The organism is Micromonospora matsumotoense, assembly GCF_050951065.1.
GTDB classification, from domain to species: Bacteria; Actinomycetota; Actinomycetes; order Mycobacteriales; family Micromonosporaceae; genus Micromonospora; species Micromonospora matsumotoensis.
In genome coordinates this window covers 359,177-385,982 of the sequence record NZ_CP192025.1, presented here as the reverse complement: position 1 = coordinate 385,982, position 26,806 = coordinate 359,177, and the positions used below count along the sequence as shown (strand labels likewise).

At 72.7% G+C, this 26,806-nt stretch carries 21 protein-coding genes; 6 read left to right on the top strand and 15 right to left on the bottom strand.

Annotated elements, in window-relative coordinates; genetic code table 11:
- The first annotated feature begins 477 nt into the window (after positions 1-477).
- A complete protein-coding gene (locus ACQP1S_RS01900; protein ID WP_432902361.1) occupies positions 478-699 on the top strand; it encodes a hypothetical protein in 222 nt (73 codons plus the stop codon).
- On the opposite strand, the gene ccsB is transcribed toward ACQP1S_RS01900, so the two are convergent.
- Genes ccsB through hemL form a run of 6 tightly spaced genes read right to left on the bottom strand, consistent with a single transcriptional unit; the run spans position 665 to position 6,732 of the window.
- Positions 665-1,663, bottom strand: coding sequence for a c-type cytochrome biogenesis protein CcsB (gene ccsB, locus ACQP1S_RS01895; RefSeq protein WP_432902359.1), 999 nt, complete (start codon positions 1,661-1,663; stop codon positions 665-667). The two genes, ACQP1S_RS01900 and ccsB, sit on opposite strands and share 35 nt — an antisense overlap.
- On the bottom strand, positions 1,663-3,282 hold the full coding sequence (resB, locus tag ACQP1S_RS01890; protein WP_432902357.1) for a cytochrome c biogenesis protein ResB: 1,620 nt from the start codon (positions 3,280-3,282) through the stop codon (positions 1,663-1,665). The genes ccsB and resB overlap by 1 nt, the downstream gene beginning before the upstream one ends.
- Positions 3,282-4,166 (bottom strand): cytochrome c biogenesis CcdA family protein, encoded by an 885-nt coding sequence (locus ACQP1S_RS01885; protein ID WP_432902355.1) that lies wholly within the window; start codon positions 4,164-4,166, stop codon positions 3,282-3,284. Before ACQP1S_RS01885 ends, resB begins: the two co-directional genes overlap by 1 nt.
- Positions 4,166-4,741, bottom strand: a complete 576-nt coding sequence (locus tag ACQP1S_RS01880) for a TlpA family protein disulfide reductase (RefSeq protein ID WP_432902353.1) — start codon at positions 4,739-4,741, stop codon at positions 4,166-4,168. The genes ACQP1S_RS01885 and ACQP1S_RS01880 overlap by 1 nt, the downstream gene beginning before the upstream one ends.
- Before the next feature lies 1 nt (position 4,742).
- Positions 4,743-5,390 (bottom strand): histidine phosphatase family protein, encoded by a 648-nt coding sequence (locus ACQP1S_RS01875; protein ID WP_091244220.1) that lies wholly within the window; start codon positions 5,388-5,390, stop codon positions 4,743-4,745.
- Positions 5,391-5,394: 4 nt separating this feature from the next.
- The gene (gene hemL / locus ACQP1S_RS01870; protein ID WP_432902350.1) at positions 5,395-6,732 is read right to left on the bottom strand and encodes a glutamate-1-semialdehyde 2,1-aminomutase; all 1,338 of its coding nucleotides are present in this window, start codon (positions 6,730-6,732) and stop codon (positions 5,395-5,397) included.
- A gap of 169 nt (positions 6,733-6,901) precedes the next feature.
- Between hemL and ACQP1S_RS01865 the strand changes: the two genes are divergently transcribed.
- Positions 6,902-7,240: an STAS domain-containing protein gene (locus ACQP1S_RS01865; RefSeq protein WP_091244213.1), complete on the top strand. Its 339-nt coding sequence runs from the start codon at positions 6,902-6,904 to the stop codon at positions 7,238-7,240.
- A 68-nt stretch (positions 7,241-7,308) separates the two neighbouring features.
- On the opposite strand, the gene ACQP1S_RS01860 is transcribed toward ACQP1S_RS01865, so the two are convergent.
- Both ACQP1S_RS01860 and ACQP1S_RS01855 read right to left on the bottom strand, forming a co-directional pair.
- Positions 7,309-8,901: an ABC transporter permease gene (locus tag ACQP1S_RS01860; protein ID WP_432902348.1), complete on the bottom strand. Its 1,593-nt coding sequence runs from the start codon at positions 8,899-8,901 to the stop codon at positions 7,309-7,311.
- Positions 8,898-9,923 carry an ABC transporter ATP-binding protein gene (locus ACQP1S_RS01855; RefSeq protein ID WP_432902346.1) on the bottom strand — a complete coding sequence of 342 codons (1,026 nt, stop codon included), beginning with the start codon at positions 9,921-9,923 and terminating at the stop codon, positions 8,898-8,900. Before ACQP1S_RS01855 ends, ACQP1S_RS01860 begins: the two co-directional genes overlap by 4 nt.
- Positions 9,924-10,019: 96 nt before the next feature.
- Between ACQP1S_RS01855 and ACQP1S_RS01850 the strand changes: the two genes are divergently transcribed.
- Positions 10,020-10,541, top strand: coding sequence for a GbsR/MarR family transcriptional regulator (locus ACQP1S_RS01850; protein ID WP_432902344.1), 522 nt, complete (start codon positions 10,020-10,022; stop codon positions 10,539-10,541).
- A 120-nt stretch (positions 10,542-10,661) separates the two neighbouring features.
- On the opposite strand, the gene ACQP1S_RS01845 is transcribed toward ACQP1S_RS01850, so the two are convergent.
- Together ACQP1S_RS01845 and ACQP1S_RS01840 are read right to left on the bottom strand one after the other, a co-directional pair.
- Positions 10,662-11,219, bottom strand: a complete 558-nt coding sequence (locus tag ACQP1S_RS01845; protein WP_432902342.1) for a response regulator — start codon at positions 11,217-11,219, stop codon at positions 10,662-10,664.
- On the bottom strand, positions 11,216-15,580 hold the full coding sequence (locus ACQP1S_RS01840; RefSeq protein WP_432902340.1) for a HAMP domain-containing protein: 4,365 nt from the start codon (positions 15,578-15,580) through the stop codon (positions 11,216-11,218). Before ACQP1S_RS01840 ends, ACQP1S_RS01845 begins: the two co-directional genes overlap by 4 nt.
- A gap of 374 nt (positions 15,581-15,954) precedes the next feature.
- Between ACQP1S_RS01840 and ACQP1S_RS01835 the strand changes: the two genes are divergently transcribed.
- On the top strand, positions 15,955-18,018 hold the full coding sequence (locus ACQP1S_RS01835) for a SpoIIE family protein phosphatase (protein ID WP_432902338.1): 2,064 nt from the start codon (positions 15,955-15,957) through the stop codon (positions 18,016-18,018).
- A 146-nt stretch (positions 18,019-18,164) separates the two neighbouring features.
- Here the strand turns inward: ACQP1S_RS01835 and ACQP1S_RS01830 are convergent, their stop codons facing one another.
- Entirely contained in the window at positions 18,165-19,616 is a 1,452-nt protein-coding gene (locus tag ACQP1S_RS01830; RefSeq protein ID WP_432902336.1) for an FAD-binding oxidoreductase, read from the bottom strand.
- Positions 19,617-19,699: 83 nt separating this feature from the next.
- On the opposite strand from ACQP1S_RS01830, the gene ACQP1S_RS01825 reads away from it, so the two are divergent.
- A complete protein-coding gene (locus tag ACQP1S_RS01825; RefSeq protein WP_432902334.1) occupies positions 19,700-21,796 on the top strand; it encodes a S9 family peptidase in 2,097 nt (698 codons plus the stop codon).
- Between the two features lie 81 nt (positions 21,797-21,877).
- On the opposite strand, the gene ACQP1S_RS01820 is transcribed toward ACQP1S_RS01825, so the two are convergent.
- The 4 genes from ACQP1S_RS01820 to ACQP1S_RS01805 all read right to left on the bottom strand — a co-directional run bounded on the left by ACQP1S_RS01820 (position 21,878) and on the right by ACQP1S_RS01805 (position 25,338).
- A complete protein-coding gene (locus tag ACQP1S_RS01820; protein WP_432902332.1) occupies positions 21,878-23,389 on the bottom strand; it encodes an FtsX-like permease family protein in 1,512 nt (503 codons plus the stop codon).
- Entirely contained in the window at positions 23,386-24,111 is a 726-nt protein-coding gene (locus ACQP1S_RS01815; RefSeq protein WP_432902330.1) for an ABC transporter ATP-binding protein, read from the bottom strand. The genes ACQP1S_RS01820 and ACQP1S_RS01815 overlap by 4 nt, the downstream gene beginning before the upstream one ends.
- Complete coding sequence (locus ACQP1S_RS01810; RefSeq protein WP_432902328.1) at positions 24,108-24,644, bottom strand: PadR family transcriptional regulator; 537 nt, start codon at positions 24,642-24,644, stop codon at positions 24,108-24,110. Before ACQP1S_RS01810 ends, ACQP1S_RS01815 begins: the two co-directional genes overlap by 4 nt.
- Before the next feature lie 124 nt (positions 24,645-24,768).
- The gene (locus ACQP1S_RS01805) at positions 24,769-25,338 is read right to left on the bottom strand and encodes a TIGR03086 family metal-binding protein (RefSeq protein WP_432902326.1); all 570 of its coding nucleotides are present in this window, start codon (positions 25,336-25,338) and stop codon (positions 24,769-24,771) included.
- 31 nt (positions 25,339-25,369) lie between these two features.
- Between ACQP1S_RS01805 and ACQP1S_RS01800 the strand changes: the two genes are divergently transcribed.
- A complete protein-coding gene (locus ACQP1S_RS01800; protein ID WP_432902324.1) occupies positions 25,370-26,260 on the top strand; it encodes a DUF6597 domain-containing transcriptional factor in 891 nt (296 codons plus the stop codon).
- The last annotated feature ends 546 nt before the right edge of the window (positions 26,261-26,806 follow it).

Below are 26,806 nucleotides of genomic sequence, written 5' to 3'. Positions count from 1 at the left end.
GACTATCACCGACGGGCCGAACCCTCGTGTGCCGTCGAAGACATCGACGGCACCTCCAGCTTGTCATCGCCATCAAGGGGGTACGAGCACCCAGGCGATGCGCTTGTCCCACTTTCTCATGGAGAGTCTCTCCTCGCGGACGGGTTGGCCAGGGGTCAAGGCGTCTCCCCCGCCGGCCGTCAACGCCGACCACGCCACCCTTGTCGATGTTTACGTAAACATCGACAAGGAGCGCGACCCCCTCCGGACGCCGCAGTCGAAGCTGATGTCCGATTCAAGCCCTAAATGTTTACGCAAACATCGTTCGGCGATGATGTCATCAGCCCTATGGGGCGTCAAGGTGCCGGCCCATGGGAAGGCAGCACGACCACCAACTACCGCTGGCGGTCGGTGCCGCTGACCGGCTTCGGGAGGGGGAGACGTTCTGCAGGGCAAGGGGCATCGACACACCTGGTCCTCCGGCGGAGGATGGGACGCATGGACGACGCGTACACGGTGGGCGATCCTGACGGCCTCTCCCCGCTGCTGCGGGAGATCCGCGACGCGGTGGCCCGGGAGCTGCACGCCCAGCTCGCCCTGCGGGCCGAGCGCCTCGACCTGGCCGACGTGCCGGAGGTCGCCTACCAGGTGACCCTCGGTGTCGACCGGGTGCTCACCGGCCGGCTCACTCCACCCCGGCGTACGAGTGCAGGCCGGTGAAGAAGAAGTTCACCCCGAACAGGTTCATCAGCACGGTCAGGAAGCCGAGCACCGCGATCCAGGTCGCCACGTTGCGCTTGACGCTGGGCGTGGCCCGGGCGTGCAGGTAACCGGCGTAGACCACCCAGGAGATGAACGCCCAGGTCTCCTTCGGGTCCCAGCCCCAGGCCCGACCCCAGGCCGCCTCGGCCCAGATCGCGCCCGCGATCACCGCGAACGTGAAGATCGGGAACGCGAAGGCGTGCAGGGCGAAGGTCAGCCGCTCCAGGTCGGCCGCCCCGGGCAGCCGCCGGGCCAGCGTGTAGGGGAAGCTGCGCCGCCCCTGCTCGTAGCCGTTGCGCAGCAGGAACGACACCGCCGGCACCACGCCCAGCAGGAAGATGCCGGAGGAGAAGACGATCGTCGACACGTGGATGATGAACCAGTACGACTGGAGCGCCGGCATCAGCGGCACCACCGGGACATAGAGCTTCAGCTCGGCGAAGGCCAGCAGCAGCACCATGACCAGGGTGAGGAACAGCCCGAGCCGACGCAGCGCCGGCCGCTTCCAGAGCACCACGAGCCAGGCGGCGGTCCCGATCCAGGTGACCGTCAGCACGAACTCGTACATGTTGCCCCAGGGCATCCGGTCGGCGGCGATCCCCCGGGTGACCAGCGCGCCGAGGTGCAGCGCGGCGGCGAGCACGGTGAGCCCGGCGGCGATCCGCCCGGCCAGCCTGGCCCGCCCGGCCGAACGGCTCCGGCGGGTCGGCGGCGGCGTGCTCGCGGGGACGTCGGCCACCGGGCCGTCGACCTTGTCGACGCCTGCGCCACCGACACCCGCGCCGACCAGTTCCCGGGCCGGTGCGACCCGGGCCGACACCGCGCGGACGTTGCCCAGGGCGTACTCGACGGCGTGGCTGATCATCGCGATCAGGTACACCAGGATCGCGAACGTCACCAACTGGTCGGAGACTGCGGACATCACTCGACTCCCTCTCGCGCCCGCCGGTCGGGCCGCCCGTCGTCGCGTACCGCAGCGACGAGCCGCGCGAACTCGTCGGCGAACCCCGGATGGTCGGTGCGCGGCAGCCCACCGGCCGACACCAAACTACTACCGCCCGTCGGAGATCCACTGTCGGGGGGCGTCACCCGGAACCAGACCCGACGCCGCCGGCCGAACAGCGAGCCCATCAGCCCGACCAGCAGCACCACGCAGGCCCCGAGCATCAGCTTCTCGCCCGGGTCGTGCCGGACGGAGAGGGTGATGTAGCGCTTGGTGCCGAGGAATTCCAGCTTGCTGCCGTCGTCCAGGGTCCACGTCTCGCCCGGGGCGAGCTTCTTGTCGCCCACCTGCGTGAGCTTGCCGCTGATCACCTGACGCTGGTCGAGTTGGTAGACCGAGCCGGGGATGCCGGCGTCCAGCCCCAGGTTGCCCCGGTAGGCGGCCAGCACCACCGCCGGGTTGCGCTCCTCGGGGAACCGCGACGACACGAACGGCGCGGTGTCCGGGGCGGTCGGCAGATAGAGCCCTTCGAAGGCGACCTGCTGGTTCGCGTCCCGGCGGCCGGTGGCCGGGTCGACGTTGGCGTCCGGGAAGGCGGCCACCCCCTCGCTGGTGAGGTTGGCGTCGCCGCTGGTCAGGAACGGCACCGTGCTGGTCTGGCTGCGGCCGTACCGGTCGGTGTACTTCAGGATCGGGGCGTAGCCGTGGCCCAGCAGGTAGACGTTGGCGGAGCCGAGCCGCAGCGGCGAGTTGACCGCGAAGTCGGCGGTGCGCCGGTCCGAGCCGTCCGGCCGGTCCACGGTCACCGTGGCGCGGTAGCTCGCCGGCTGCCCGGACGGCAGGAACCGGGCGTCGAACCCGTCCAGGGTCAGGCAGAACGGCGGCAGGTCGGCGCTGTCCACGCGCGGGCCGAGCTTCGCCTCGGCGTACTGCTGGCGGGTGTTGCAGAACGCATTCTCCGCGCCGGCCACCAGCAGCTTGTTGCCATGCCAGCCGTACCACGAGCCGAGCGCGACGCCGATCAGCACGGCGACCAGCGAGGTGTGGAACAGCAGGTTGCCGGTCTCCTTGAGGTAGCCCTTCTCGGCGGAGACCTCGTTACCGCGCACCTGCACCCGCCACCGGCGGCGGCGCAGCACCGCGGCGATGGCCGCCGGGTCGGCGGCGGCCGGGGCCTCCAGCACGGTGTGCTGCGGCAGCCGGTCCAACCGTTTCGGGGCGGCCGGCGGCCGGGCCCGCAGCGCCCGCAGGTGGTCGCGCATCCGGGGCAGGATGCACCCCACCAGCGAGGTGAACAGCAGCAGGTAGATGGCGGAGAACCAGACCGAGCCGAACACCTCGAACGCGCCGATCCGGTCGAGTTGCGGGGCCAACTCGGGGTGCTCGACGAAGTACCTGTCGACGTTCTCCGGGTTGACCCCCCGCTGCGGCAGCACCGAGCCGGGAATCGCCGCGACCGCGAGCAGGAACAACAGGATCAACGCGGTACGCATGCTGGTGAGCTGCCGCCAGGAGTTGCGCAGCAGGGCGAGCAGCGGGTTCGGCCGGCGGGGGGCCTCGGCGGGTGGGCTGGCCGGCCGGTCCTCGACGGTCGTCATCAGATGCTCACCTCGCCGGGTCCCACGGTCGTCTGCAACCAGATCACGAAGTTCTGCCAGCCGCCGGTGACCAGCGCCAGGCCGATCAGGATCAGCAGCACCCCGCCGATCCGGGTGACCCACCGGCTGTTGCGCCGGACCGCGCGGAACACCCCGAGCAGCCGGTGGAAGCCCAACCCGAAGACCACGAACGGCAACCCCAACCCGAGGCAGTACGCCACCGCCAGCACCACCGCCCGGTCGGTCTGCCCACCGGTGGCGGCCATCCCGAGCACCGCGCCCAGCGTCGGGCCGGTGCACGGCATCCAGCTCAGCGCGAACACCGCGCCGAGCACCGGCGCACCGAGCAGCCCGGCGGCGGGCAGCCGTTGGATGCGCAGTTCCCGCTGCATGCCGGGGAGCACGCCCAGGTAGCTCAGGCCGAGCAGGACGATCAGCGCGCCGATGACGACCTGGAAGGTGCGCTCGTAGTCGAAGAAGATCCGGCCGAACCCGGCGAAGAGGATCGCGGTGGCGGTGAAGACGACGGTGAAGCCGGCGATGAACAGCAACGTCCCGGCCAGCACCCGCCCCTTGACCGCCGCCGCCGGCCGGGTCGCCGCCCGGGTCGCGACCGCCACCCCGCCGTCCGGGCCGCCACCGGACGCCGGGTCGCCGTCGGCCGGGTCCGGCTCGCCGGCCGGGACGGGGCCGCCGCCGGTCGGGGTCGGCCGGGCGCGGCCCTCCAGGTCGGTGCCGGCCAGCCCGGTCACGTACGACAGGTAGCCGGGCATCAGCGGCAGCACGCACGGGGACAGGAAGCTGACCAGCCCGGCGAGCGCCGCCGCGCCGATGGCCAGCAGCAACGGGCCGGACTGGGCGAGTTCGCGGAACGTCTCGCCCATCAGCGGGAACCGGTGGACGCCGGCTCTTCGGCGGCGATCCGCTCGACGATCGGCCGCAGGCCGTCGGTGGTGACGGCGGCCCGGATCACGGTGGCGATCCGGCCCTGCCGGTCGAGCACGACGGTGGCCGGGATGGTGTTCGGCGGGATGTCCAGCGCCAGCGCCAGCCGGCTGGCCGGGTCGAACAGGCTCGGGTAGGTGACCCGGCCCTCCTCGAAGGCGATCGCCTTGTCCCGGCTGTCCTGCACGTTGATGCCGAGGAAGGTCACCCCGGAGCCCTTGGTGGCCTGGTAGGTGGCCTCCAGGTCGTCGGCCTCGGCGCGGCAGGGCGCGCACCAGGAACCCCAGAAGTTGAGCACCACCACCTGGCCCCGGGCCTGCGCGGTGTCGTACCCGCCGCCGGTGAGCAGGTCACCGGCGATCTTCGGGGCGGTGGAGCGTTGGTCGGGGGCGCACTCGACGATGCCGCCGTTGTTGGCGCACCGGCTCTCGTCGGTGCCGGAGGTGCAGCCGACCAGCGCCGCCCCGGCGGTGACGGCGGCGAGCAGGACGGCCAACGGCCTCCGGAGACGCATCTCAGGCCCCCTTGGCCGTCCGGGCTGTCGCGGACATCGCGATCAGGTGGGCGGCCGGCTCGGAGTAGCCGATCCCGACCACCTTGGCCCCGTCGAAGTGGAAGGAGGTGAGGCTGGCCAGCCCGCACTGCCGGCGGCGCGGGTCGTGCCAGAGCCGCTTGCGCTCGACGTAGCGGCGCAGCGTCCAGATGGGGAGCTGGTGGGAGACGATGACCGCCTCGCGCCCCTCGGCCGCCACCCGGGCGGCGTGCAGGCCGGCGAACATCCGCTCGGCGATGGCCCGGTAGGCCTCACCCCAGCTCGGGGTCACCGGGTCGCGCAGCACCCACCAGTTACGCGGGTCGCGGAACGAGCCGTCGCCGGGCGAGACCTTCTTGCCCTCGAACCAGTTGGCGCTCTCGATCAGCCGCTCGTCCACCCCGACCGGGAGCCCGAACTGGCCGGCGATCGGTTCGGCGGTCTGCTGGGCGCGTTCCAGCGGGCTGGCCACCACGTGCACGACCTCGCGCTCGGCGACCGCCTGGGCGGCGGCCTTGGCCATCTGCACGCCCAGCTCGGACAGCCGGAAGCCGGGCAGCCGGCCGTAGAGGATCTGGTCCGGGTTGTACACCTCACCGTGCCGCAGCACGTGGACGACGGTCTTGCTCATTGGTTTACCCCCCGTGGCCTGCCGCTGCCGCTGCTGTCGCCGCGCCGGGCAGGGCGGCGGCGATGTGCTCCAGGGCGGCGTCGTCGAGCGCCGCCGACACGAACCACGACTCGAACGCGCTCGGCGGCAGGTAGACGCCGGCGGCGAGCATCGCGTGGAAGAACGCCTTGAAAGCGGGCACCTGCTGGGTGCGGGCGCTGTCGTAGTCGACCACGTCGGCGTCGGTGAAGAAGATCGAGAACATGCTGCCCGCGTACGACAGGCGGTGCGGGACCCCGGCGGCGGCCAGCGCGTCGGCGGCCAGCCTGCCCACGACGGCGGCCGTGTCGTCGAGCTTGCGGTAGAGCGCGTCGTCGGCCAGCCGCAGGGTGGCCAGGCCGGCGGCGCAGGCCAGCGGGTTACCGGAGAGGGTGCCGGCCTGGTAGACCGGGCCGGCCGGGGCGAGTCGGGACATGATCTCCGTGCGCCCGCCGAAGGCCGCGGCGGGCAGCCCGCCCCCCATCACCTTGCCGTACGTCCACAGGTCGGCATCCGACGGGTCGAGGCCGTGCCAGCCGGCCCGGGAGACCCGGAACCCGGTCATCACCTCGTCGACGATGAGCAGCGCGCCGTGCGCGTGGGCGATGGCCGCGAGCTGGGAGTTGAAGCCGTCGCGGGGGGCGACCACGCCCATGTTGCCGGCGGCGGCCTCGGTGATCACCGCCGCGATGTCCGGCCCCTGCGCGGCGAAGGCCGCCTCGACGGCGCGCACGTCGTTGTAGGGCAGCACGATGGTGTCGCCGGCCGCCGCGCCGGTGACCCCGGGCGAGTCGGGCAGGCCGAGGGTGGCCACGCCGGAGCCGGCGGCGGCGAGCAGCCCGTCGGAGTGCCCGTGGTAGCAACCGGCGAACTTGATGATTTTGGACCGGCCGGTGAAGCCCCGGGCCAACCGGATCGCCGACATGGTCGCCTCGGTGCCCGAGTTGACCAACCGGACCTGCTCGACCGGGGTGCGGTCGACGATCTCGGCGGCCAACTCGACCTCACCCGGGGTGGGGGTGCCGAAGCTGGTGCCCAGGGTGGCGGCCTCCCGGACCGCCTCGACCACCGCGGGGTGGGCGTGACCCAGGATCAGCGGCCCCCAGGAACAGACCAGGTCGACGTAGCGTCGCCCGTCGGCGTCGTACATCCAGGGACCCTCCCCCCGGACCATGAAGCGCGGGGTGCCACCGACGGCACGGAACGCGCGCACAGGGGAGTTCACCCCGCCGGGCACGATGGCCCGGGCGCGGTCGAACAGGGCCTCGGAGGCCGGTGCGTCGGCCGGGTAGCGGCCGGCGCCGGCGGAAAAGGTATCGGTCACGATGCGGCCCATTGTGTCAGCGCCCGGTGGTGAATCCGCAGGCACCCCGGGGCCGGGTTACCCGGCTCACCCCGCTCGGCGGAGCCGGACGACCACTCGTCGGCACCCCGGGCGGCACGGCGGATCGCCTCATCGGGCCGGGTCGCCGGGATCGCGATAGGCTGACCCGGTGGATCGTGCCGAACTGTCCATCACGGTACACCGGACGGGCGACGAAGTGGTGTTGCGCCTGGCCGGTGAGATCGACATGCTCACCGCCGCCCAACTGTCGACCGTCGTCAACGAGGTGCTCGCCGATCCTCCGCCGCGCATCGTGCTCGACCTGGCCGGGGTGACCTTCTGCGACTCGCAGGGGCTGGGCACCCTGGTGGTGCTCAGTCGCAAGGCCAGCCACTCCCAGTGCCTGTTGATCCTGAGCAACGTGGGCGACTTCCTGCTCCGCGTCCTCGACATCACCGGCCTGCGCTCCGCCCTGATGATCCGCAACGAGACGACCCCCTCCGGCTGACCGGTCGGGCCCGCCCCGACGTGGGCCACCGGCCGATGCGTCGTGGCGCGGCCGGGGATGTCCTGCGGTCAGCCGACCGGGGTGTCGCGGCGGCGGAAGGACGCGAAGCCGGCCGCGCAGAGCACCCCGGCCAGCGCGGTCAGGGTCAGCAGCGGGGTGGCGCTCCAGCCTGCGCGCAACACCTGCGGGGTGTGGGTGAACGGCGACAGGTCCAGCAGCCACTGGCTCAGCTCCAGCACCGCGCCGAGCTGACCGAGCAGCACCACCACCGCGAGCACCGCCCAGGCCGTCGCGGTGAACCGGGGCAGCAGCCCGTACAGCAGCACCGCCAGGCCGGCCAGCACCCAGGCCGCCGGCACCTGCGCCAGGCCGGCACCGAGCATCCGGGGTAGCTGACCCGGCACGTCACCCACGCTCAGCCCGTAGGTCAGGCCGGTCGTCAGGCCGGTCAACGCCAGCACCACCACCGGCCCCAGCAGGGCGAACACCAGGTGCGAGGCGAGCCAGGCCGACCGGTGCACCCCGGTGGCCAGCAGCGGCTCGACCCGCCCGGCGGCCTCCTCCGACCGCATCCGCAACGCCGCCTGGATGCCGTATCCGGCGGCGGCCAGCCCGGCCACCCCCAACGACGCCCCCAGGTACGCCTCGGCCAGCCCGGACGCGCCGCCCAACCGGGCCATCACCTGCGCCAACGCGGCGTTGCCGGCGACCGACCGGCCGGCCGCCTCGGCGGCGCCACCGAGAACCAACCCGAGCAGACCGAAGCCCACCGACCAGCCCAGCAACTGCCCCCGGTGCAGCCGCCAGGCCAACCCGAACGGACCGGACAACATCCGCCCGGCCCGCGTCGGGCCCGGCCGCGACGGCAGCACGCCGGCACCGAGATCCCGCCGCACCGACACCGGGTACGTCACCACGGCCAGCAGCACGGTCAGCGCGACCGGCAGGGCCAGCACCCACCAGCGCTCCCCCGCGTAGGCGCGGATGCGCGGGGCCCAGCCCAGCGGGGAGAGCCAACTCGGCCACCCGTGGTCGGAGGTGTCGCCGACCAGTCGGAGCGCGAACGCCACCCCGAGCGCCCCGACGGCGATCCCGCGCGCCCCACCGGCGGTCGCGGTGAGCTGGGCGGCCAACCCGCCCACCGTGGCGAAGACCACCCCCACCAGCGCCGCCGACAGCCCGTACGCCAGTGAGCCGGCCGCCGGCAGCCCGGTGGCGGCCAGCCCGGCGGCGGTGAGCAGGCCGAGCAGCAGACTGGCCGCGTACGTCACCAGCAGCGCGGCGGTGAGCCCGGCGTACCGGCCGAGGACCGTCGCGCCGAGCAGCTCCCGCCGACCGGCCTCCTCCTCGGCGCGGGTGTGCCGGACGACGGTGAGCAGGGCGGCCAGCCCGACGATCACCTGGAGGAAGCCACCCCGCTGGGCGGTCAGCGCGCCGACGCTGTCGCCGTAGACCGGGCCGAGCAGGGCCACCACCGACGGGTTGCGGGCGGTGCCGGTGGCGTACGCGGTCCGCTCCGCGGCGGTCGGGAACAGCGCGAGGAAGCTGCCCGCGTACGACACCGGCAGGACGGTCAGCAGCAGCACCCAGAGCGGGAGGACGATCCGGTCCCGGCGCAGGATCAGCCGGGCCAGGTGACCGGTGCCGGTGAGGGTGCTCATCGCCGTACCCCGGTGGGCCGGTCGTTGCCCGGCGCTGCGCTACCCGGCCGCTCGCCGGTCGACCCGTCGGCGTGCGGGCCGTCGGCGTGCGGGCCGTCGGCGTGCGGGCCTTCACCGGTCGACGCGGGGGGCGCGGCGGGGGGCGTTTCGTAGTGGCGCAGGAAGAGTTCCTCCAGGGTCGGTGGCTGGCTGACCAGGCTGCGGACGCCGATCTCGGTGAGCCGGCGCAGCGCGGCGTCGAGCGCGGCGGTGTCGACGTCGAAGCGGACCCGGTCGCCGTCCACCCGCAGGTCGTGCACGCCGGGCAGGGTGTCCAGGCCGTCCACCGGGCCGGCCAGCTCGGCGTCGATCGCGGTGCGGTGCAGGTGGCGCAGCTCGGTCAGGGTGCCGGTCTCGACGTGGCGACCGTTGCGGATGATCGTCACCCGGTCGCAGAGCGCCTCCACCTCGGCGAGGATGTGGCTGGACAGCAGCACGGTGCGGCCGTCGCGCCGGGCCCGGTCGATCCAGTGCTGGAACACCTCCTCCATCAGCGGGTCCAGCCCGGAGGTGGGCTCGTCGAGGATGAGCAGTTCGACGTCGGAGGCGAGCGCGGCGACCAGGCCGACCTTCTGCCGGTTGCCCTTGGAGTAGGTGCGCCCCTTCTTGCGGGGGTCCAGCTCGAACGACTCCAGCAGCTCGGCCCGGCGTCGCGGGTCGAGCCCGCCGCGCATCCGCCCGAGCAGGTCGATCACCTCCCCGCCGGAGAGCTGGGGCCACAGGGTGACGTCACCCGGCACGTACGCCAGGCGGCGGTGCAGCGTGACGGCGTCGCGCCACGGGTCGCCGTCGAGCAGTCGGACGGCCCCCGCGTCCGCCCGCAGCAGCCCGAGCAGCACCCGGATGGTGGTCGACTTGCCGGCGCCGTTCGGCCCGAGGAAGCCGTGCACCTCGCCGGCCCGGACGGTCAGGTCGAGCCCGTCCAGGGCCCGGGTGTGGCCGAAGGTCTTGACCAGTCCGGTCACCGCTATCGGGGTTTCCATAATTCAGAAGCTACGCTCGTTTCACAAAGTTGTGAAGCATGTGTCCGGTGCGGCACCATCGCCTGCGTAACCGACACCCCGAGGAGCACCGAGCCGATGCCTGACGACCGCCAGTCCGGCCATGACGACGAGGTCCACCTCTTCGTCGAACGGATGGCGATGGCCTTCGCGGACGTCGGCTTCCCCCGGATGGCCGCCCGGGTGCTGTTCGCCGTGATGAGCGCCGACGGGCCGATGACCGCCGCCCAGATCGGCGAGTTGCTGGGCGTCAGCGCGGCGGCCGTCTCGGGCGCGGTGCGCTACCTGACCCAGTTCGGGATGCTGGTGCGGGAGCCGGTCCCCCGCTCCCGCCGGGACCACTACCGGCTGCCGGACAACCCCTGGTACGAGGGGACCATCACCAAGACCGGCCTCTACAAGAACTTCATCGACATCGCCGACGCGGGCATCGACGCGCTGGGCGGTACGGGCACCCCGGGCGGCGAGCGGGTGGCCGAGATGCGGGACTTCTTCCTCTTCGTCCAGGAGGAGATCGACTCGCTCGGCGAACGCTGGCGGGTCCGCCGCGCCGCCACCGGCCACGCCGGCCCGCCCCCGGATGAGGCCGACCGCCGCTGACGCCGACCACGGCCGACCGTCGTTGTAGGCGAGCGACCCTCGTGGAGCGGGTCGACCACGACTGAGCTGGCCGACCACGACTGAGCGGGGCGACCAATCGCGCCCGTGGCGGCCCGTCGGTCAGGCGGTGTTGCCCCAGCGGGCCTGTTCCAGGATGTCCAGGGCGCGCTGTCGGGCCTCCGGGTCGTCCTCGACCCGCAGCAGGGTCGTCGCCTCGTCCACCGCGTCGGTGAGCACCCGCCACTGGGCGTCGCGCTCGCGCACCACGTCGGACTGTGCCGCCAACTGCCGGGTCTTCACCCACAGCTCCACGAACACCGACACCTTCGCCCGCAGCACCCACGGGTCGAACGGCTTGGTCAGGTAGTCCACCGCCCCGACCGCATAGCCGCGCAGCGCCAACTGGGCGTCCTTGTCGGCGGCGGTGAGGAAGATGATCGGCACGTGCCGGGTCCGCTCCCGGCGCTTGATGTGACTGGCCGTCTCGAAGCCGTCCATGTCCGGCATCTGGGCGTCCAGCAGGATGACCGCGAAGTCGTCCACCAGCAGTTGCTTCAGCGCCGCCTCACCGCTCTCCACGGCAACCGACTGCACCGGGAGTCCCTGGAGGATCGCCTCCAGGGCCATCAGGTTCTCCCGACGGTCGTCGACCAGCAGCGCCTTGGCAGTCTGGGTCACGAATTCTCCTTGTCTCGACTGCCGCTGATCCAGGACGCCATCCGCTCGATCAGCCCGTCCAGGTCCACCGGCTTGGTGATGTAGTCGCTGCCCCCGGCCGCCAGCGCCGACTCCCGGTCGCCGGGCATCGCCTTCGCGGTGAGGAAGACGATCGGCAGGTCCGCGAAGCGGTGGTTACGGCGGATCTGCCGGGTCGTCTCGTAACCGTCCTGGTCGGGCATCATGGCGTCCATCAGCACGATGTCCACCTCCGGATGCTCGGCCAGCACGCGGACACCGTCCGCGCCGTTGTCCGAGTAGAGCACGGTCATCCCGTGCAGTTCCAACGCGCTGGTCAACGCGAACACGTTGCGTACGTCGTCGTCGACGATCAGCACGGTGGCGCCGTCCAACTGCCGGGTGGCCGGGGCCTCCGGCGCGGCCAGCAACTCCATCGGCGGCATCAGCAACGACGCCGGCAGGCCCGCGCGCTGCGGCGACGGCGACTGCGGCGCCACCACCGCGTCCGGCGCCAGCACATCGGGTACGAAGAGGGTGAACGTCGAACCCTGCCCCGGTGCGGAGGTCACGGTGATCGTGCCGCCGATCAACCGCGCCAGGTCCCGACTGATCGACAGGCCCAGCCCGGTGCCGCCGTAACGCCGGCTGGTGGTGCCGTCGGCCTGCTGGAACGCCTCGAAGATGATGCTCAGCTTGTCGTCGGAGATGCCGATGCCGGTGTCGATCACGGTGAAGGCGATCACCTGGCGGGCGTTGGTCAACGCCGGCACGTCGAACACCACGTTCTCCGCCGCCGGGGCGATCCGCAGGGTGACCGCGCCGTTGTCGGTGAACTTCACCGCGTTGGAGAGCATGTTGCGCAGGATCTGCTGCAACCGCTGGGCGTCGGTCACCAGCGCCGGGGGCAGTTCCTTGGCCACCCGTACCTGGAAGTCCAGGTTCTTCTCCTCGGCCTGCGGGGCGAACGCCTGCTCCACGTAGCTGCGGATCTCGGCGAACCGGATCTCCGTCGGCTCGACGTCCATCCGGCCGGCCTCGATCTTGGACAGGTCCAGGATGTCGTCGATCAGGCGCAGCAGGTCCGAGCCGGAGCCGTGGATCGTCCGGGCGAACTCGATCTGCTTCGGGGTGAGGTTGCGCTCCGAGTTCTCCACCAGCAACCGGGCCAGCAACAACAACGAGTTCAGCGGGGTACGCAGCTCGTGGCTCATGTTGGCCAGGAACTCCGACTTGTACGCCGACGCCCGGGTGAGCTGCTGCGCCTTCTCCTCCAGGCCGAGGCGGGCCAGCTCGATCTCCCGGTTCTTGGTCTCGATGTTGCCCTTCTGCTCGCTCAGCAGCTTCGCCTTGTCCTCCAGCTCGGCGTTGGTGCGTTGCAACTCCGCCGACTGGTCCTGCAACTCCAGCGCCAGCCGCTGCGACTGGGCCAGCAACTCCTCCGTACGCCGGTTGGCCTGGATGGTGTTGACCGCGACGCCGATGGTGAGCACCAGCCGCTCCAGGAACGCCAGGTGCAGCTCCGAGAAGCGGGCCACACTGGCGAACTCGATCACCCCGAGCAGTTCGCCCTCGAACAGGATCGGCAGCACCACCAGGTCGGACGGGAGCGTCTCGGCCAGCCCCGACCGCAGGGTGATCCGCCCGTCGGGCAGCGCGTTGAGCCGGATCGTCCGGCGGGACAGCGCCGCCTGCCCGACCAGCCCCTCACCGGGCCCGAACGTGACGTCGTGCCCCCGGGCCACATAGCCGTACGAGGCGGTCAGCCGCAGCCGCATCACCCCCTCGGAGGTGTCCGCCAGGAAGAACGCGCCGAGCTGCGCGTCGACCAGCGGGGTCACCTCCATCATGATCATGCGGCAGACCTCGCCCAGGTCCCGCTGGCCCTGGAGCAGGCCACCGATGCGGGCCAGGTTGGAGTCCAACCAACCCTGCTCGGCGTTCTTCTTGGTCGTCTCCCGGAGGGTGACGATCATCTGGTTGATGTTGTCCTTCAGCTCGGCGACCTCGCCCTGCGCCTTGACCGCGATCCGCTGGGTGAGGTCACCCCGGGTCACCGAGGTGGAGACCTGGGAGATCGCCCGCAACTGGGTGGTCAGGGTGGAGGCGAGCTGATTGACGTTCTCGGTGAGATCCCGCCAGGTGCCGGAGACCCCCTTCACCTGCGCCTGACCGCCGAGCTTGCCCTCGATGCCGACCTCACGGCCCACCCGGGTCACCTCGTCGGCGAACGACGAGAGCTGATCCACCATCGTGTTCACGGTGTTCTTCAGCTCCAGGATCTCGCCCTGCGCGTCCACCGTGATCTTCTGACCGAGGTCGCCCTTGGCCACCGCCGTGGTCACCGAGGCGATGTTGCGGACCTGGCTGGTGAGGTTGGACGCCATCGAGTTCACGTTGTCGGTCAGGTCCCGCCAGGTGCCACTCACGCCCTTGACCTGGGCCTGGCCGCCCAGCTTGCCCTCGGTACCGACCTCACGGGCCACCCGGGTCACCTCGTCGGCGAACGACGAGAGCTGGTCGACCATCGTGTTGACCGTGTTCTTCAGCTCCAGGATCTCGCCCTGCGCGTCGACCGTGATCTTCTGGGACAGGTCACCCTTGGCGACCGCCGTCGAGACCTGCGCGATGTTGCGCACCTGGGAGGTCAGGTTGGACGCCATCGAGTTGACGTTGTCGGTCAGGTCCCGCCAGGTGCCGGCGACCCCGCGTACCTGGGCCTGGCCGCCGAGCTTGCCCTCGGTGCCGACCTCACGGGCCACCCGGGTCACCTCGTCGGCGAACGAACTCAACTGGTCGACCATCGTGTTGACCGTGGACTTCAGCTCCAGGATCTCGCCCCGGGCGTCGACGGTGATCTTCTGACTCAGGTCGCCCTTCGCGACCGCCGTGGTCACCGAGGCGATGTTGCGGACCTGGCTGGTGAGGTTGGACGCCATCGAGTTCACGTTGTCGGTCAGATCCCGCCAGGTGCCGGAGACCCCCTTCACCTGCGCCTGGCCGCCCAGCTTGCCCTCGGTGCCCACCTCACGGGCCACCCGGGTCACCTCGTCGGCGAACGACGACAGCTGATCCACCATCGTGTTCACGGTGTTCTTCAGCTCCAGGATCTCGCCCTGCGCGTCGACCGTGATCTTCTGCGACAGGTCGCCCCTCGCCACCGCCGTGGAGACCTGGGAGATGTTGCGGACCTGACTGGTCAGGTTGCCGGCGAGCTGGTTGACGTTCTCCGTCAGGTCCCGCCAGGTGCCGGAGACCCCGCGTACCTGGGCCTGACCGCCGAGCTTGCCCTCGATGCCCACCTCACGGGCCACCCGGGTCACCTCGTCGGCGAACGACGACAGCTGATCCACCATCGTGTTCACGGTGTCCTTCAGCTCCAGGATCTCACCCTGGGCCGCCACGGTGATCTTCTGGCTCAGGTCGCCCCGGGCCACCGCCGTGGAGACCTGCGCGATGTTGCGCACCTGCGAGGTCAGGTTGGACGCCATCGAGTTGACGCTGTCGGTGAGGTCCTTCCAGGTGCCCGCGACGTTCGGCACCTCGGCCTGCCCACCGAGCTTGCCCTCGGTGCCCACCTCACGGGCCACCCGGGTCACCTGCTCGGCGAAGAGCCGCAGCGTGTCGGTGAGCGAGTTCATCGTGTCCGCCAACTCGGCGACCTCGCCGCGCGCGCCGACGGTGATCTTCTGCGACAGGTCGCCCCGGGCCACCGCCGTCGCCACCTGCGAGATCGACCGCACCTGGCCGGTCAGGTTCGACGCCATGGTGTTCACCGAGTCGGTGAGGTCCTTCCAGGTGCCGGCGACACCCCGCACGTCCGCCTGACCACCCAGCTTGCCCTCGGTGCCCACCTCACGGGCCACCCGGGTCACCTCGTTGGAGAACGACGACAGCTGCCCCACCATCGTGTTGACCGTCCGGCCGATCCGCAGGTACTCACCGCGCAGCGGACGGTCGTCGATCTCCAGCGCCATGTGCTGGGAGAGGTCACCGTCGGCCACCGCCATGATCACCCGGGCGATCTCGGTGGTCGGCCGGCCCAGGTCGTCGATCAGCGAGTTGACCGCCCGCTGGCCCTCCGCCCAGGAGCCGTCCAGGCCCTCCTCGTCGAGACGCTCGGTCAGCCGGCCGTCCCGGCCCACCACCCGGCTGATCCGACGCAGGTCCAGGTGCTGCCGCTCCTGGAGCGACACCACCTCGTTGAAGGCGTCCGCCACCTCACCGGCGGCACCCGCGCGCCGGGGCAGCCGTACCTTGAAGTCACCCCGGCCGACCCGCCGCAGCGCCTCCGACAGCTCACCGAGGAGCGCGTCATGCTCGGAAGCGGACACGTCCGCCGTCACCGACTGTTTCGCGGTCATCTTTCCTCGCTCAGCTTGGAGGGCCCCCGGCTACCGACACGCCGACTTCCCCTCATTGTGCCCGCGTCCCCACCCGGGCCGGGGACGCGACGTGCCCGGCGTATCCCGAGCCCATGCCGCGACCGCCACGACGGCGGCACCGCAGGCGAACGTCGCCCGGCCCGGCCCGGCCCGGCACCGACGCCGGAGGCGGACATGGCGCCACCCCGACGGTGCCACCCCGACGGCGGCACCGCAGGCGAGCAGGACACCCGCCCGGCACCGGCAGACCGGACCCGGTGAAGGGTGTGACATCGACGTGCCGATCGGTGCGGCGGGTATGACGGTGCGTGGTCCGGCTTGGCACCTGGCCGGCGGCGGTAGAGGATACGGGGGTGTCAACGGAGCCGGGGGCCGGGACAGACGCGGGACGGGACGAGCACGTCCGGCGGGTCCGGCTGCCCGCCGACCGACGCACCCCCGCCGCCGCCCGCGCGGTGGTCCGCTCCGTGCTCGCCGAGGCGGACCTCGACGAACTGCTCAACGAGGCGCTGCTGCTCACCACCGAGCTGTCCACCAACGCCGTCGAACACGCCCGCACCGAACTGGACATCGAGGTCGTCGCCGACCGGATCGGCCTGACCGTCACCGTCTCCGACTTCGCCGCCGGGCCGGTCGACGAGCTGGTCGTCGGCATCCGCAACGACACCGACCAGATCGGCGAGGTCTCCGCCCGGGGGCGGGGGCTACTGCTGGTCGACCACTTCGCCAGCCGCTGGGGCACCACCTACCTGCCCACCGGCAAGGGCGTGTGGTTCCGGCTGGACCGCGACGGCGACCACGGCGTCGGGCCACGCTCCCCGTACCCGACACCCGGGCAGGCCGAGAGCGACCCGGCGACCACCGCGCCGAGCGCCGCCGCGATGAGCGAACTGACCCAGACCAGCCCCGACCCGTACGCCGACGAACCCCTGCCCGAGTTCGCCACCGACCTGCTCACCCGGGTCGCCGAGATGGTGGGCGCGGCCGGCGGGGTGATCCGGCTCGACCGGGGCGAGGGAGAGGGCCCGCAGGTGCTGGCCCGGTACGGCCGCCAGCCGCGCCCCGGCAACGAGCTGTTACGGGTGCCGCTGGCGGTGCATCGACCGTACGGCGGGGAGCTGGAGCTGGACGCGGCACCGTCGGCGTACGCCCGGCCGCTGGCCGTCCTCGCCGCCGAACGGCTCTCGCTGCACCTGGAGAACGACCGGCTGCGCCGCGCCGCCGTCCGCCGCTCGGCCTGGCTGACGTTCCTCGCCGAGGCGAGCGAGCTGCTCGCCCAGTCGCTCGACGTCGACCTGACCATGGCGCTGATCCCGCAGCTGGTGGTGCCCCGGCTGGGTCAGTGGTGCGCGGTGCACACCACCGACGAGTGGGGCCGGCTCAACCTGGCCGCGTCCAGTCACGCCGACGAGTCGGTCCTGCCCCAACTGCACAAGGTGCTCCAGGAGACCGGCCCGGACTCTGTCCAGGCCCGGCTGCGTGAGGCGTCACGCACCGGGTCCCAGGTGCCGCTCGGCGGGCCGATGGAGGGGTTCGCCGTTCCGCTGGTCGTCCGCAGTCAGAAGCTCGGCACCCTGGCCGTGGGGCGACACCAGCGGCACCGGCACGACCCGGACGAGGTGGCGGTGCTGGAGGACGTGGCGCGGCGGGCCGGTCTCGCCATCGAGAACGCCCGCATCCACGCCGAACGACGTCGGGTGGCCCAGACCCTCCAGCAGTCGCTGCTGCCGCCCGTGCTCCCCGTCGTCGAGGGCGTCGGCTTCGCCGCCGAGTACGTCCCGACCGGCGACGAGGCCGAGGTCGGCGGCGACTTCTACGACGTGGTGCCGCTGCCCGACGGGCGCTGGCTGGTGGTGGTCGGCGACGTGTCCGGCAAGGGGGTGCAGGCGGCGGCGGTGACCGGGCTGGTCCGGGACGTGATCCGGGTGCTGGTCGGGGACGGCAAGCCGCTGCCGGAGGCGCTGTCCCGGCTCAACGAGACGCTTGTCGAGCGGGGCGGTGGGCGGTACTGCACGCTCGCCCTGGCGGCGGTCGGGCCGGGCGACGGCGGCCGGCTCGACGTCTCGTTGCACCTGGCCGGGCACGACCGACCGGTGCTGCTGCACGGTGCCGGTGGGGCGAACTTCGTCGGGGTCGGCGGAACCGCGCTCGGTCTGCTCGACTCGATCACCTCACCGGCGGCGGAGGTCCTACTCGCGCCGGGCGATGCGCTGATCTTCTATACCGACGGGGTGACCGAGCGACGGCGCGGCCGGGAACTCTTCGGCACCGAGCGGCTCCGGGAGGCCGCCGCGCCACTGGCCGGCTACTCCGCCGACGTGGTGGCGGCGCGGCTGCGGGCCACCGCGATCAACTTCTCGGTCGAATCCCCCCGCGACGACATCGCCATCCTGGTCCTGCGCAACGACGCCCTCTGAGCGGCCGGCCTCTTGATCCACTCCAGTTCGTCTCAATAGCGGTGTCGCGCGCATCGGATACCGCAATTGCGCTAACAATGAGTCGATCATCGGGCTGGCAGCCGGGGCAGGGGCAGGGGCCGGGGCGTCAGGTGGTGCGCGGGCTGTCAGAGGCCGCCGGGGAGGCGGCCGGGGGCAAGTCGGCGGTGCGGGTCGAGGTGCTCCTTCGCCTCCCGCAGCCGGGGGATCACCGCCGCCTCCCCCCACACGTCGACCTCGCGACGGACCGCCGACGGGGCGGCCACCACCACGCACCGGCCCCGGCGGGCGAGCAGCACCCCCCGGACGGCGGCCAGGATGCCGGCCACCCGGTCGACCGGGAATGCCCCGGGCAGCGCGGCGTGCACCACGCCCACGCCGGCGGAGCCGCGCACCGACAGGGGCGTGCCGGCGGCGTCGCGCAGCGCATAGACGGCGGCGTGCAGGTCCTTGGCCGGGGCCTCGACCCGCAGCGCGGTGTCGCCCGGGGCGAACGGGTAGCGCCGCCACCAGGCCGGGGCGTACGGGGCGACGATCGCCGCACCGCCGAGCACGGCCAGCAGGCGGTCCGCCCGCTCGGCCACCTCGGACCGACCGCCCTCCAGCAGGACCGCCAACTCACCGGCGCTGCCCCGGACAGGCAGCGGATCGGGCCGTCGGCCGGCCATCGCGGGATGGTTGGCGCGGGCCGACGCCTCGGCGGCGGACATCGGTCGACCGGGCGGCCCCGACGTCGCGCCCGCCGCCGGGGCGGCGACCGGACGCGGCGGGGACCCGGTGGCCGGCAGGTCCAGCTCGACGGCCGCCGGGTCGAGGTCGGCGGCGAACACCGCCCGGACCAGGTCGTGCACCTCCAACGGGCTCCACACCGGCCGGGACACCCAGACCTGGCTCGCCGGGAGCGCCTGCGCCCGCAGCGTCGCCGAGACGAGCACGCCCAGCCCGCCCTGCGAGCCGCAGAGCAACCGGCCCAGGTCGAGACCGACGGGTGGGGTCGCCCCGGACAGTTCCGCGGCGCTGCGGCCGGCACTGACCAACTCGCCGTCGGCGTTCAGCCAACGCAGGCCGACGAGCTGCTCACATGCGGTGCCGTACCGGTGCCGCAGCGGGCCGGACTCGGCGGCGGCGAGCACCCCACCGAGGGTGGCCCCGGGTGACGGCGGGTCGAGGGCCAGCCGACGGCCGGCGCGTTCCAGGGTGGCCTGCACGGCCCGCAGCGGGGTGCCGGCACCCACCTCGACCACCGGGGAGGCCGCCGAGGAAGCCGCCGACGAGGCTGCCGGCTGGTGGCCGACCCCGGCGAGCCGGCCGGTGTCGAGCATGATGTCGACCCGGGCCGGCACGGCACCCCAGTCGATCTTCGTGCCGGCGCCCCGGGGCACCACCGACAGGTCGTGCCGGGCGGCGAGCCGCAGCACCTCGGCCGCCGCCCGGGGCCCGCCCGGGACGGCCACCCACCGGGCGAGCCGGCCGGCGACCTCGTCGGCCGCGCCCGCGAACCGGGCGAAGGAGGGACCGCAGATCTCGGCCAACCGCCGGGTGATCTCCGCTGCACCGATCGAACCCGCTCCCGTCGACATGGCAGTCATCGTACACATGTTCTAAACGGGTGGGTGGCGATTCGGCCGCGCCGCGCAGCGCGACGGGCCGGTAACGTGGCGGCGTGACCACCGAGACCACCCCGCCCGTCGCCCGACAGGTCCCCGCGGAGCGCACCCACCACGGCGACACCGTCGTCGACGAGTACGCCTGGCTGGCCGCCAAGGACGACCCGGCGACCATCGCCCACCTGACCGCCGAGAACGCCTACACCGAGCAGCGCACCGCACACCTGGAAGCGTTACGCGGCACGTTGTTCGCCGAGACCCGGCAGCGCACCCAGGAGACCGACCTGTCGGTCCCCACCCGCAAGGGCGGCCACTGGTACTACACCCGCACGATCGAGGGCCAGCAGTACGGCGTGCACTGCCGCCGCCCGGTCCGCGACGGCGAGACCGCTCCCCCGGTCAGCGCGGACGGCGCCCCGCTCGACGGCGAGGAGGTGCTGCTCGACGGCAACCAGCTCGCCGAGGGACACGACTTCTTCTCCCTCGGCGCGTTCGACGTCAGCCCCGACGGGCGCTGGCTGGCCTACTCGACGGACTTCTCCGGCGACGAACGCTTCACCCTGCGGATCAAGGACCTGAGCACCGGCGAGCTGCTCGGCGACGAGGTGCCCGACACCTTCTACGGCACGGCCTGGTCGGCCGACGCGACCGTGCTGTTCTACATCACCGTCGACGAGGCGTGGCGGCCGAACCGGGTGTGGCGGCACACCGTCGGCACCCCGTCGGGCGAGGACGTGGTGGTGCACCTGGAGGACGACGAGCGGTTCTGGGTGGGCGTCGAGCTGACCCGCTCCGAGCGGTTCGTGCTCATCGACAGCACCAGCAAGGTCACCAGCGAGGTACGGGTGATCCCGGCCGACAACCCGACCGGCGAGCCGGCGGTGATCGCCCCCCGCCGGCAGGGCGTGGAATACAGCGTCGAACACCACGGCCACCGGTTCCTGATCCTGCACAACGACGACGCGGAGGACTTCGCGCTGGCGTACACCTCGGCGGACGCCCCCGGCGACTGGGTGCCGCTGATCCCGCACAGCCCCGGCACCCGGCTGGAGTCGGTCGACGCGTTCGCCGACCACCTGGTGGTCTCGCTGCGCAGCAACGGGCTGACCGGGCTGCGGGTGCTCCCCGTCGGCGGCGGCGACGGCCACGACATCGAGTTCCCCGAGCCGATCCACAGTGTCGGGTTGGACGCCAACCCGGAATACCGCACCCGGCAGCTCCGGTTCCGCTACACCTCGCTGGTCACCCCCGACTCGGTCTACGACTACGACCTGGTCACCCGGGAGCTGACGCTGCGTCGCCGCAAGCCGGTGCTCCCCGGGCCGGACGGTCGCGCGTACGACCCGGGCGACTACGAGCAGCACCGCGAGTGGGCCCTCGCCGACGACGGCACCCGGGTACCGATCTCGCTGGTCTGCCGCCGGGACACCCCGCGTGACGGCTCCGCCCCCGCCGTCATCTACGGGTACGGCTCGTACGAGGCCAGCATGGACCCGTGGTTCTCCATCGCCCGGCTCAGCCTGCTCGACCGGGGTGTCGTCTTCGCCGTCGCGCACATCCGGGGCGGCGGCGAACTGGGCCGCCGCTGGTACGACGAGGGCAAGCTGCTGGCCAAGAAGAACACCTTCACCGACTTCGTCGCCTGCGCCCGGCACCTGGTCAAGGCCGGCTGGACGGCGGGCGACCGGCTGGTCGCCCGGGGCGCCTCGGCGGGTGGCCTGCTGATGGGCGCGGTCGCCAACATCGCCCCGGACGCGTTCACCGGGATCGTCGCGCAGGTGCCCTTCGTGGACGCGCTCACCTCGATCCTCGACCCGTCGCTGCCGTTGACCGTCACCGAGTGGGAGGAGTGGGGCAACCCGCTCGCCGACCCGGAGGTGTACGCGTACATGAAGTCGTACACCCCGTACGAGAACGTCACCGCCGCCGACTATCCGGCGATCCTGGCGGTGACCAGCCTCAACGACACCCGGGTGCTCTACCACGAGCCGGCCAAGTGGATCGCCCGGCTGCGCGCGGTGGCCCCGCAGGGCGACTACCTGCTCAAGACCGAGATGGGTGCCGGCCACGGCGGCCCCAGCGGCCGGTACGACGCCTGGCGTGAGGAGGCGTTCGTCAACGCCTGGATCCTCGACCGGCTGGGCCGGGCCTGACCGCCGCCGCCGGTCCCCGCCGGGCCGGGGCCGGTCCCCGGGCTGGCGGGCGGTTGCCGTTTCCGCACCGGCTGATCGCGGTCAGCCGGTGCGGAGTTCCTCGACGGCGGTGCTCATCCGCAGGAAGAGCAGGCCGGTGCCGACCGTGACCAGCACGGCGGCCAGGGCACCCGCACCGACCCAGGCGAGCTGCTCCCACGGCAGCTCAGGTCTCACCACGCCCTCGGGCACCCACACCTCACGCAGGGCCGACGGGTCGGCGCAGCGGGCGGCGTCACCGGTGCACACCTGGATGGAGTGCCCCCCGTAGGTGCGTGGACGGCCCGCGACGCCCCAGGTGAGCAGCAGGCCGACGGCGAGCGCCAGCGCGATGGCCGGCACCGCCGGGGCAAGCGCCTGCCACCCGACGGAACGGCCGATGACGCTGCGGGGGACCCCCGAGGCCACCAGTGCCGCGTACGTCCGACGGCGGGCGACGATCCCCTCGACCAGGGCGACGATCAGGCCACCGGCGGCCAGCGCGATGGCCACGTGGACGGCCCGGTCGACCAGGTCCATGGTGTGGAGGTAGAAGTCGTCACCGGCGGCGAAGCTCTGACCGACGGCCCGGTACGCCGCCATGTCGGCGATCATCGAGGCCCGGAGCCCGGCCGCACCCGCGCCCACGAGCACCGCCGCCAGCAGGGCGGCCAGGGTGCGGCTGCCGGCCCACGGGTCGGCGGTCAACCGGCGGGAGGCCAGCAACACGGCCGGCCCGCGACCGTGCCGGTGCAGCAGCCGCCCGACCGTGTACGACAGCCAGCCGGTGCCGACCACCACCCCGACCAGCGCGGCCAGCCCGCCGCCGAGCATCAGCGCCGGCTCCAGCATCGGCGGTGGTTCCTGGCCTCGGTCGGCGTACCACTGGCCGATCGGGACGAGCAGGCCGAATGCGGCCAGTCCGGCCACGATCAGCAGCCCGGCCCACGGCCCCGGGGCACGTTCCCGGCGGATCCGCCGGACCACGCCGAGCGGGGTCGCGGTGACCCGGCGGAGCAGGACGACACCGACCAGCCCGGCCAGCACCGGCAGGCCCAGCACCACCGCCCCGATCGCCAACGGCGACGGCAGCACATCGGTGGGCAGGGGCAGCAGCCCTCGGGAGTCGGGCCGGTGCAGCAGCACCCGGCCGACCAGATAGGTCACCAGCCCGACGAGGGTGCCGAGCAGGCTGGCCAGCCCGGCCTCCACCGCGACCAGCCCGGTCACCTGCTCGGGGGTGGCTCCGGCCAGTCGGAACCCGGCGAGTCGACGGTCGCGGGCCGGGGCGCCGAGCCGGACGCACTGCCCGGCCAGGGCGAGCACCGGCACGGCGAGCAGCAGCAGCGCGACCGCCGTCCCACCGCGCAGACCGGGCTCGCGGAGCAGCGCGTTGGTGTACTGCTCGGAGTTGTTGCTGCCCCGCCCGCCGGGTGGGGTCGGGATGGCCAGCACGGTGAGGGCGGCCAGCCCGGCGAGGCTGGCCAGGGCGGCGCTGAGCGCGGTGAGCACGACCCGGGCGGTGTCGGTGCGGTTGCCGGCCAGGGCGAGCCGCAGCGCGACGCCGGGCCTCACCGGGGGACCGCGCCGGGACCGGCCGCCGAGACCGGGACGAGGGGTTCGTCCAGGCCGAGGCCGGTCGGGTCGACCACGCCGTCGCGGAGCATCACCTCCCGGTCGGCGTACGCGGCGATCCGGGGTTCGTGGGTGACCAGGACGATGGTGGTGCCCTGCTCGCGGGCGAACCGGACGAGCTGGGTGAGGACCTCCTCGCCGCTGAGTGTGTCGAGGGCACCGGTCGGCTCGTCGGCGAAGATCACCCGGGGTCCGGTGATCAGGGCACGGGCCATGGCGCAGCGCTGCTGCTGCCCGCCGGACATCGCGCCGGGGCGCACGTCGGCGAGGTCGGCGACGCCGAACCGGTCCAGCCACTCGCACGCCGCCTGCCCTGCTTCTCGCCGCCCCGTGCCGGCGAGGAGCAGGGGCAGGGCGACGTTCTCCACCGCGGTCAACTCGGCGACGAGCTGACCGAACTGGAACAACACCCCGAACTCGGTACGGCGCAGCCGGGACCGCGCCGCCTCGGGCCAGGTGTCGATCCGCTCCCCCCGCCAGTGCACCTCACCCTCGTCCGGGCGCAGGATGCCGGCGAGGCAGTGCAACAGGGTGGACTTGCCGCAGCCGCTGGGCCCGGTCACGGCGACGATCTCCCCTTCGGCGACGTCGAGGCTGACGTCGCGCAGTGCCGGTGTCGGGCCGTACGACCGGATCACGCCGCGCGCCTGGAGTCCGCTCACGAGTGCACCTCCCGGTGCCAGTCGGCGACGCGGGCCAGGGTGGTACGCAGCCACCTCAGGTCGGCGTCGAGATGAGCGACGGCGTAGTCGACGGCCACGACGTCATCGAGGGTGGTCGAGGGTGCCGTCTTGACGGCGGTGAGTTCGCGCAGCCGGTCGGTGTGCGCCCGCGCCTGGGCGATCAGGTAGGACCGGGCCGCGTTCAGGTCGGCGACCAGCAGCGCCACCGCGACCTTGGTGAACAGCGCGCTGGTCACGTACGGCATGGGTGGCTCGACGGCGGCGAGCCAGCCGGCGAGCGCGGCCCGGCCCTGGTCGGTGAGCGCGTAGGCGGTCCGGTCGGGGCCGGCCTCGCGTTCCTGACCGGTGGTGACCACCAGGCCGTCCCGTTGCAGGCGCCCCAGGGTGGCGTAGACCTGGCCGAAGGCGAGCGGCTTGGCCCGGGGCAGCCGGCTGTCGTGTGCCCGCTTCAGCTCGTAGCCGTGCCGGTTGCCGGCGGCCAGCAACCCGAGCAGCACGTGCGGCATGGACACCCAGCCCACTATTCATCCAGCGAATAGCCGATGTCAAGCAGCTCCGTCGATCCGACGGGGGCCGGCCCGGCAGGTCCGGTGGGCCGGCCGCCTCCGGGTGCGGCGGCCCGGCGGGCGGGAGCGGTCAGCTGGTCCAGGCCGGGTCACGACCGGTACGGCCGAGCAGCCGGTCCAATTCGGTCCCGTCCGCCTCGACCGGCACCTCCACGCCGAAGGCACCCATCTGCCGGCCCATCGGCCCCATCTCGTCCATGAAGCCGTGCAGCGCCGCGATGCTCTCCCCCGCCGGCTGGTACGGCTGGCCGGTCGCCCGCGCCAGGTCCCAGCCGTGCACCACCAGGTCCGCCACCCCCATCAGGCCGACCGTCGACCGGGGCAGCCCCATCGCCGGCGCGACGCCCTCCTCGCTGGCCGGGTCGTCCCAGGCCACGACGAGTTGCTCCACCTCCGCCGCGAACCGGCCCCGCCAGCCCGGCTCGGCCACGTGATCGGTCTTGACCGACCAGTCCGTCTCCTGCCCGGCGGCCAGCCGCTGGAAGTTGACCGCCACGTCGTACACGTGGTTGATCAGCCCGCGGACGGTGTACTCCGCGCACGGGGTGGGCAGGTCGAGCTGGTCGTCGCCGATCGCCCGGACCAACGCCACGGTCCCCGGGGCGGCGGCGGCCAGCAGCTCACTAGTCTTCGTTGGCATACGGCCAGCGTATGAAGGTGGTCTTGAACGAATGCGACAGCCACGCGCCGACGACCGGGGCATCCTCGATCCGGCCCGGCTCCGCCGGGAGCTGCGGTTCCGACGGCACCTGCCGGCCCCCGCGCTGCGCCCCTGGGTGGAGCACTACTGGCTGGTCGACTGGGCGCTGACCGCGCCGTTCACCCAGCAGGTGGTGCCGCACCCGGCGGTCAACGTGGTCTTCCGTCAGGATGCCGGCGGCCCGGAGACCGCCGAGGTGGCCGGGGTCGGCCGGACGCTCTTCACGGTCACCCTGACCGGCACCGGAACGGTCAGCGGCATCCAGTTCCGTCCCGGCGGCTTCCGCCCGTTCTGGCGTCGCCCGGTCGCCGAACTCACCGACCGGCACGTCCCGCTCGGCACCGACCCCACCGCCGCCCGCGCCGCCGACCCGACCACCCCCCACACCGCCGGCCCCCACGCCGCCGGCCCTCACGCCGCCGGCCTGACCACCCCCCACGCCGCCGGGTCCGCCGCCGCGTCGCCCCGGTGTGAGGGTACGGACGACGAGCGCCGCCGGGCGCTGGACGCCTTCCTGCTGGCCTGGGCGCCGCAGCCCGACCCGGCGACAGTCGAGGCGATCACCCTGGCCGAGACGATCCGCACCGACCGGAGCGTGCTGCGGGTGGACGACCTCGCCCGTCGACACGGCCTCTCCGTCCGGCGGTTGCAGCGGCTCTTCCTGGACCACGTCGGCGTCGGCCCCAAGTGGGTGATCCGTCGGTACCGTCTGCTGGAGGCGATCGAACAGGTCGTCACCGGGCTGCCCGACTGGGCCACCCTCGCCGCCGACCTCGGCTACAGCGACCAGGCCCACCTGGCCCGCGACTTCGCCGCCGTCACCGGTCGCACCCCCACCGGCTACGCCCGCTCACTGCGCTGATCCCGCGCGCCCACCCGCTGCCCGCCGGCCCCCCACCGCCTGGGCCACCTGGCGGCCGCTTCGGGTTTGTGGAGATTTGTTGTCGCCATGGCCGCAGGAACTCTCCACGAACCGGTGCGCGGATCACCGGCACCGCACGACCACGACACCGACCCGACCCGCCAACGGTCCCACCCGTCAGCAGTCCGACCCGACCCGAGTCCGACCCGACCGGGGTCCACCCGTCAGCGGCCCGCCAGCCCGGCCCGACGGGTCAGACAGACGCCCTGCCCCCACTCCACCAGGAGATGAGCTGCCCCCAGGCCACACCTCGGGACCACCGAACGATCGGGGCAGATGGACCTCCCAACGGCCCCCAAGGCAGCCGACCATCGCACCTACTGCAATTACAAAGAGTAATGACAGCCAACCCGCCCACCTGCTACCTCACCTCCTTTGCTCTGCCGCCATCCAGGCGACAGTTACTCTTCGTGCCAGGAAGGGGAAACAGCACAGTTTCCGGGCCTTCGTAAACTGCCAGCTCAAGAAGTTGGTGCGGATAGGGCA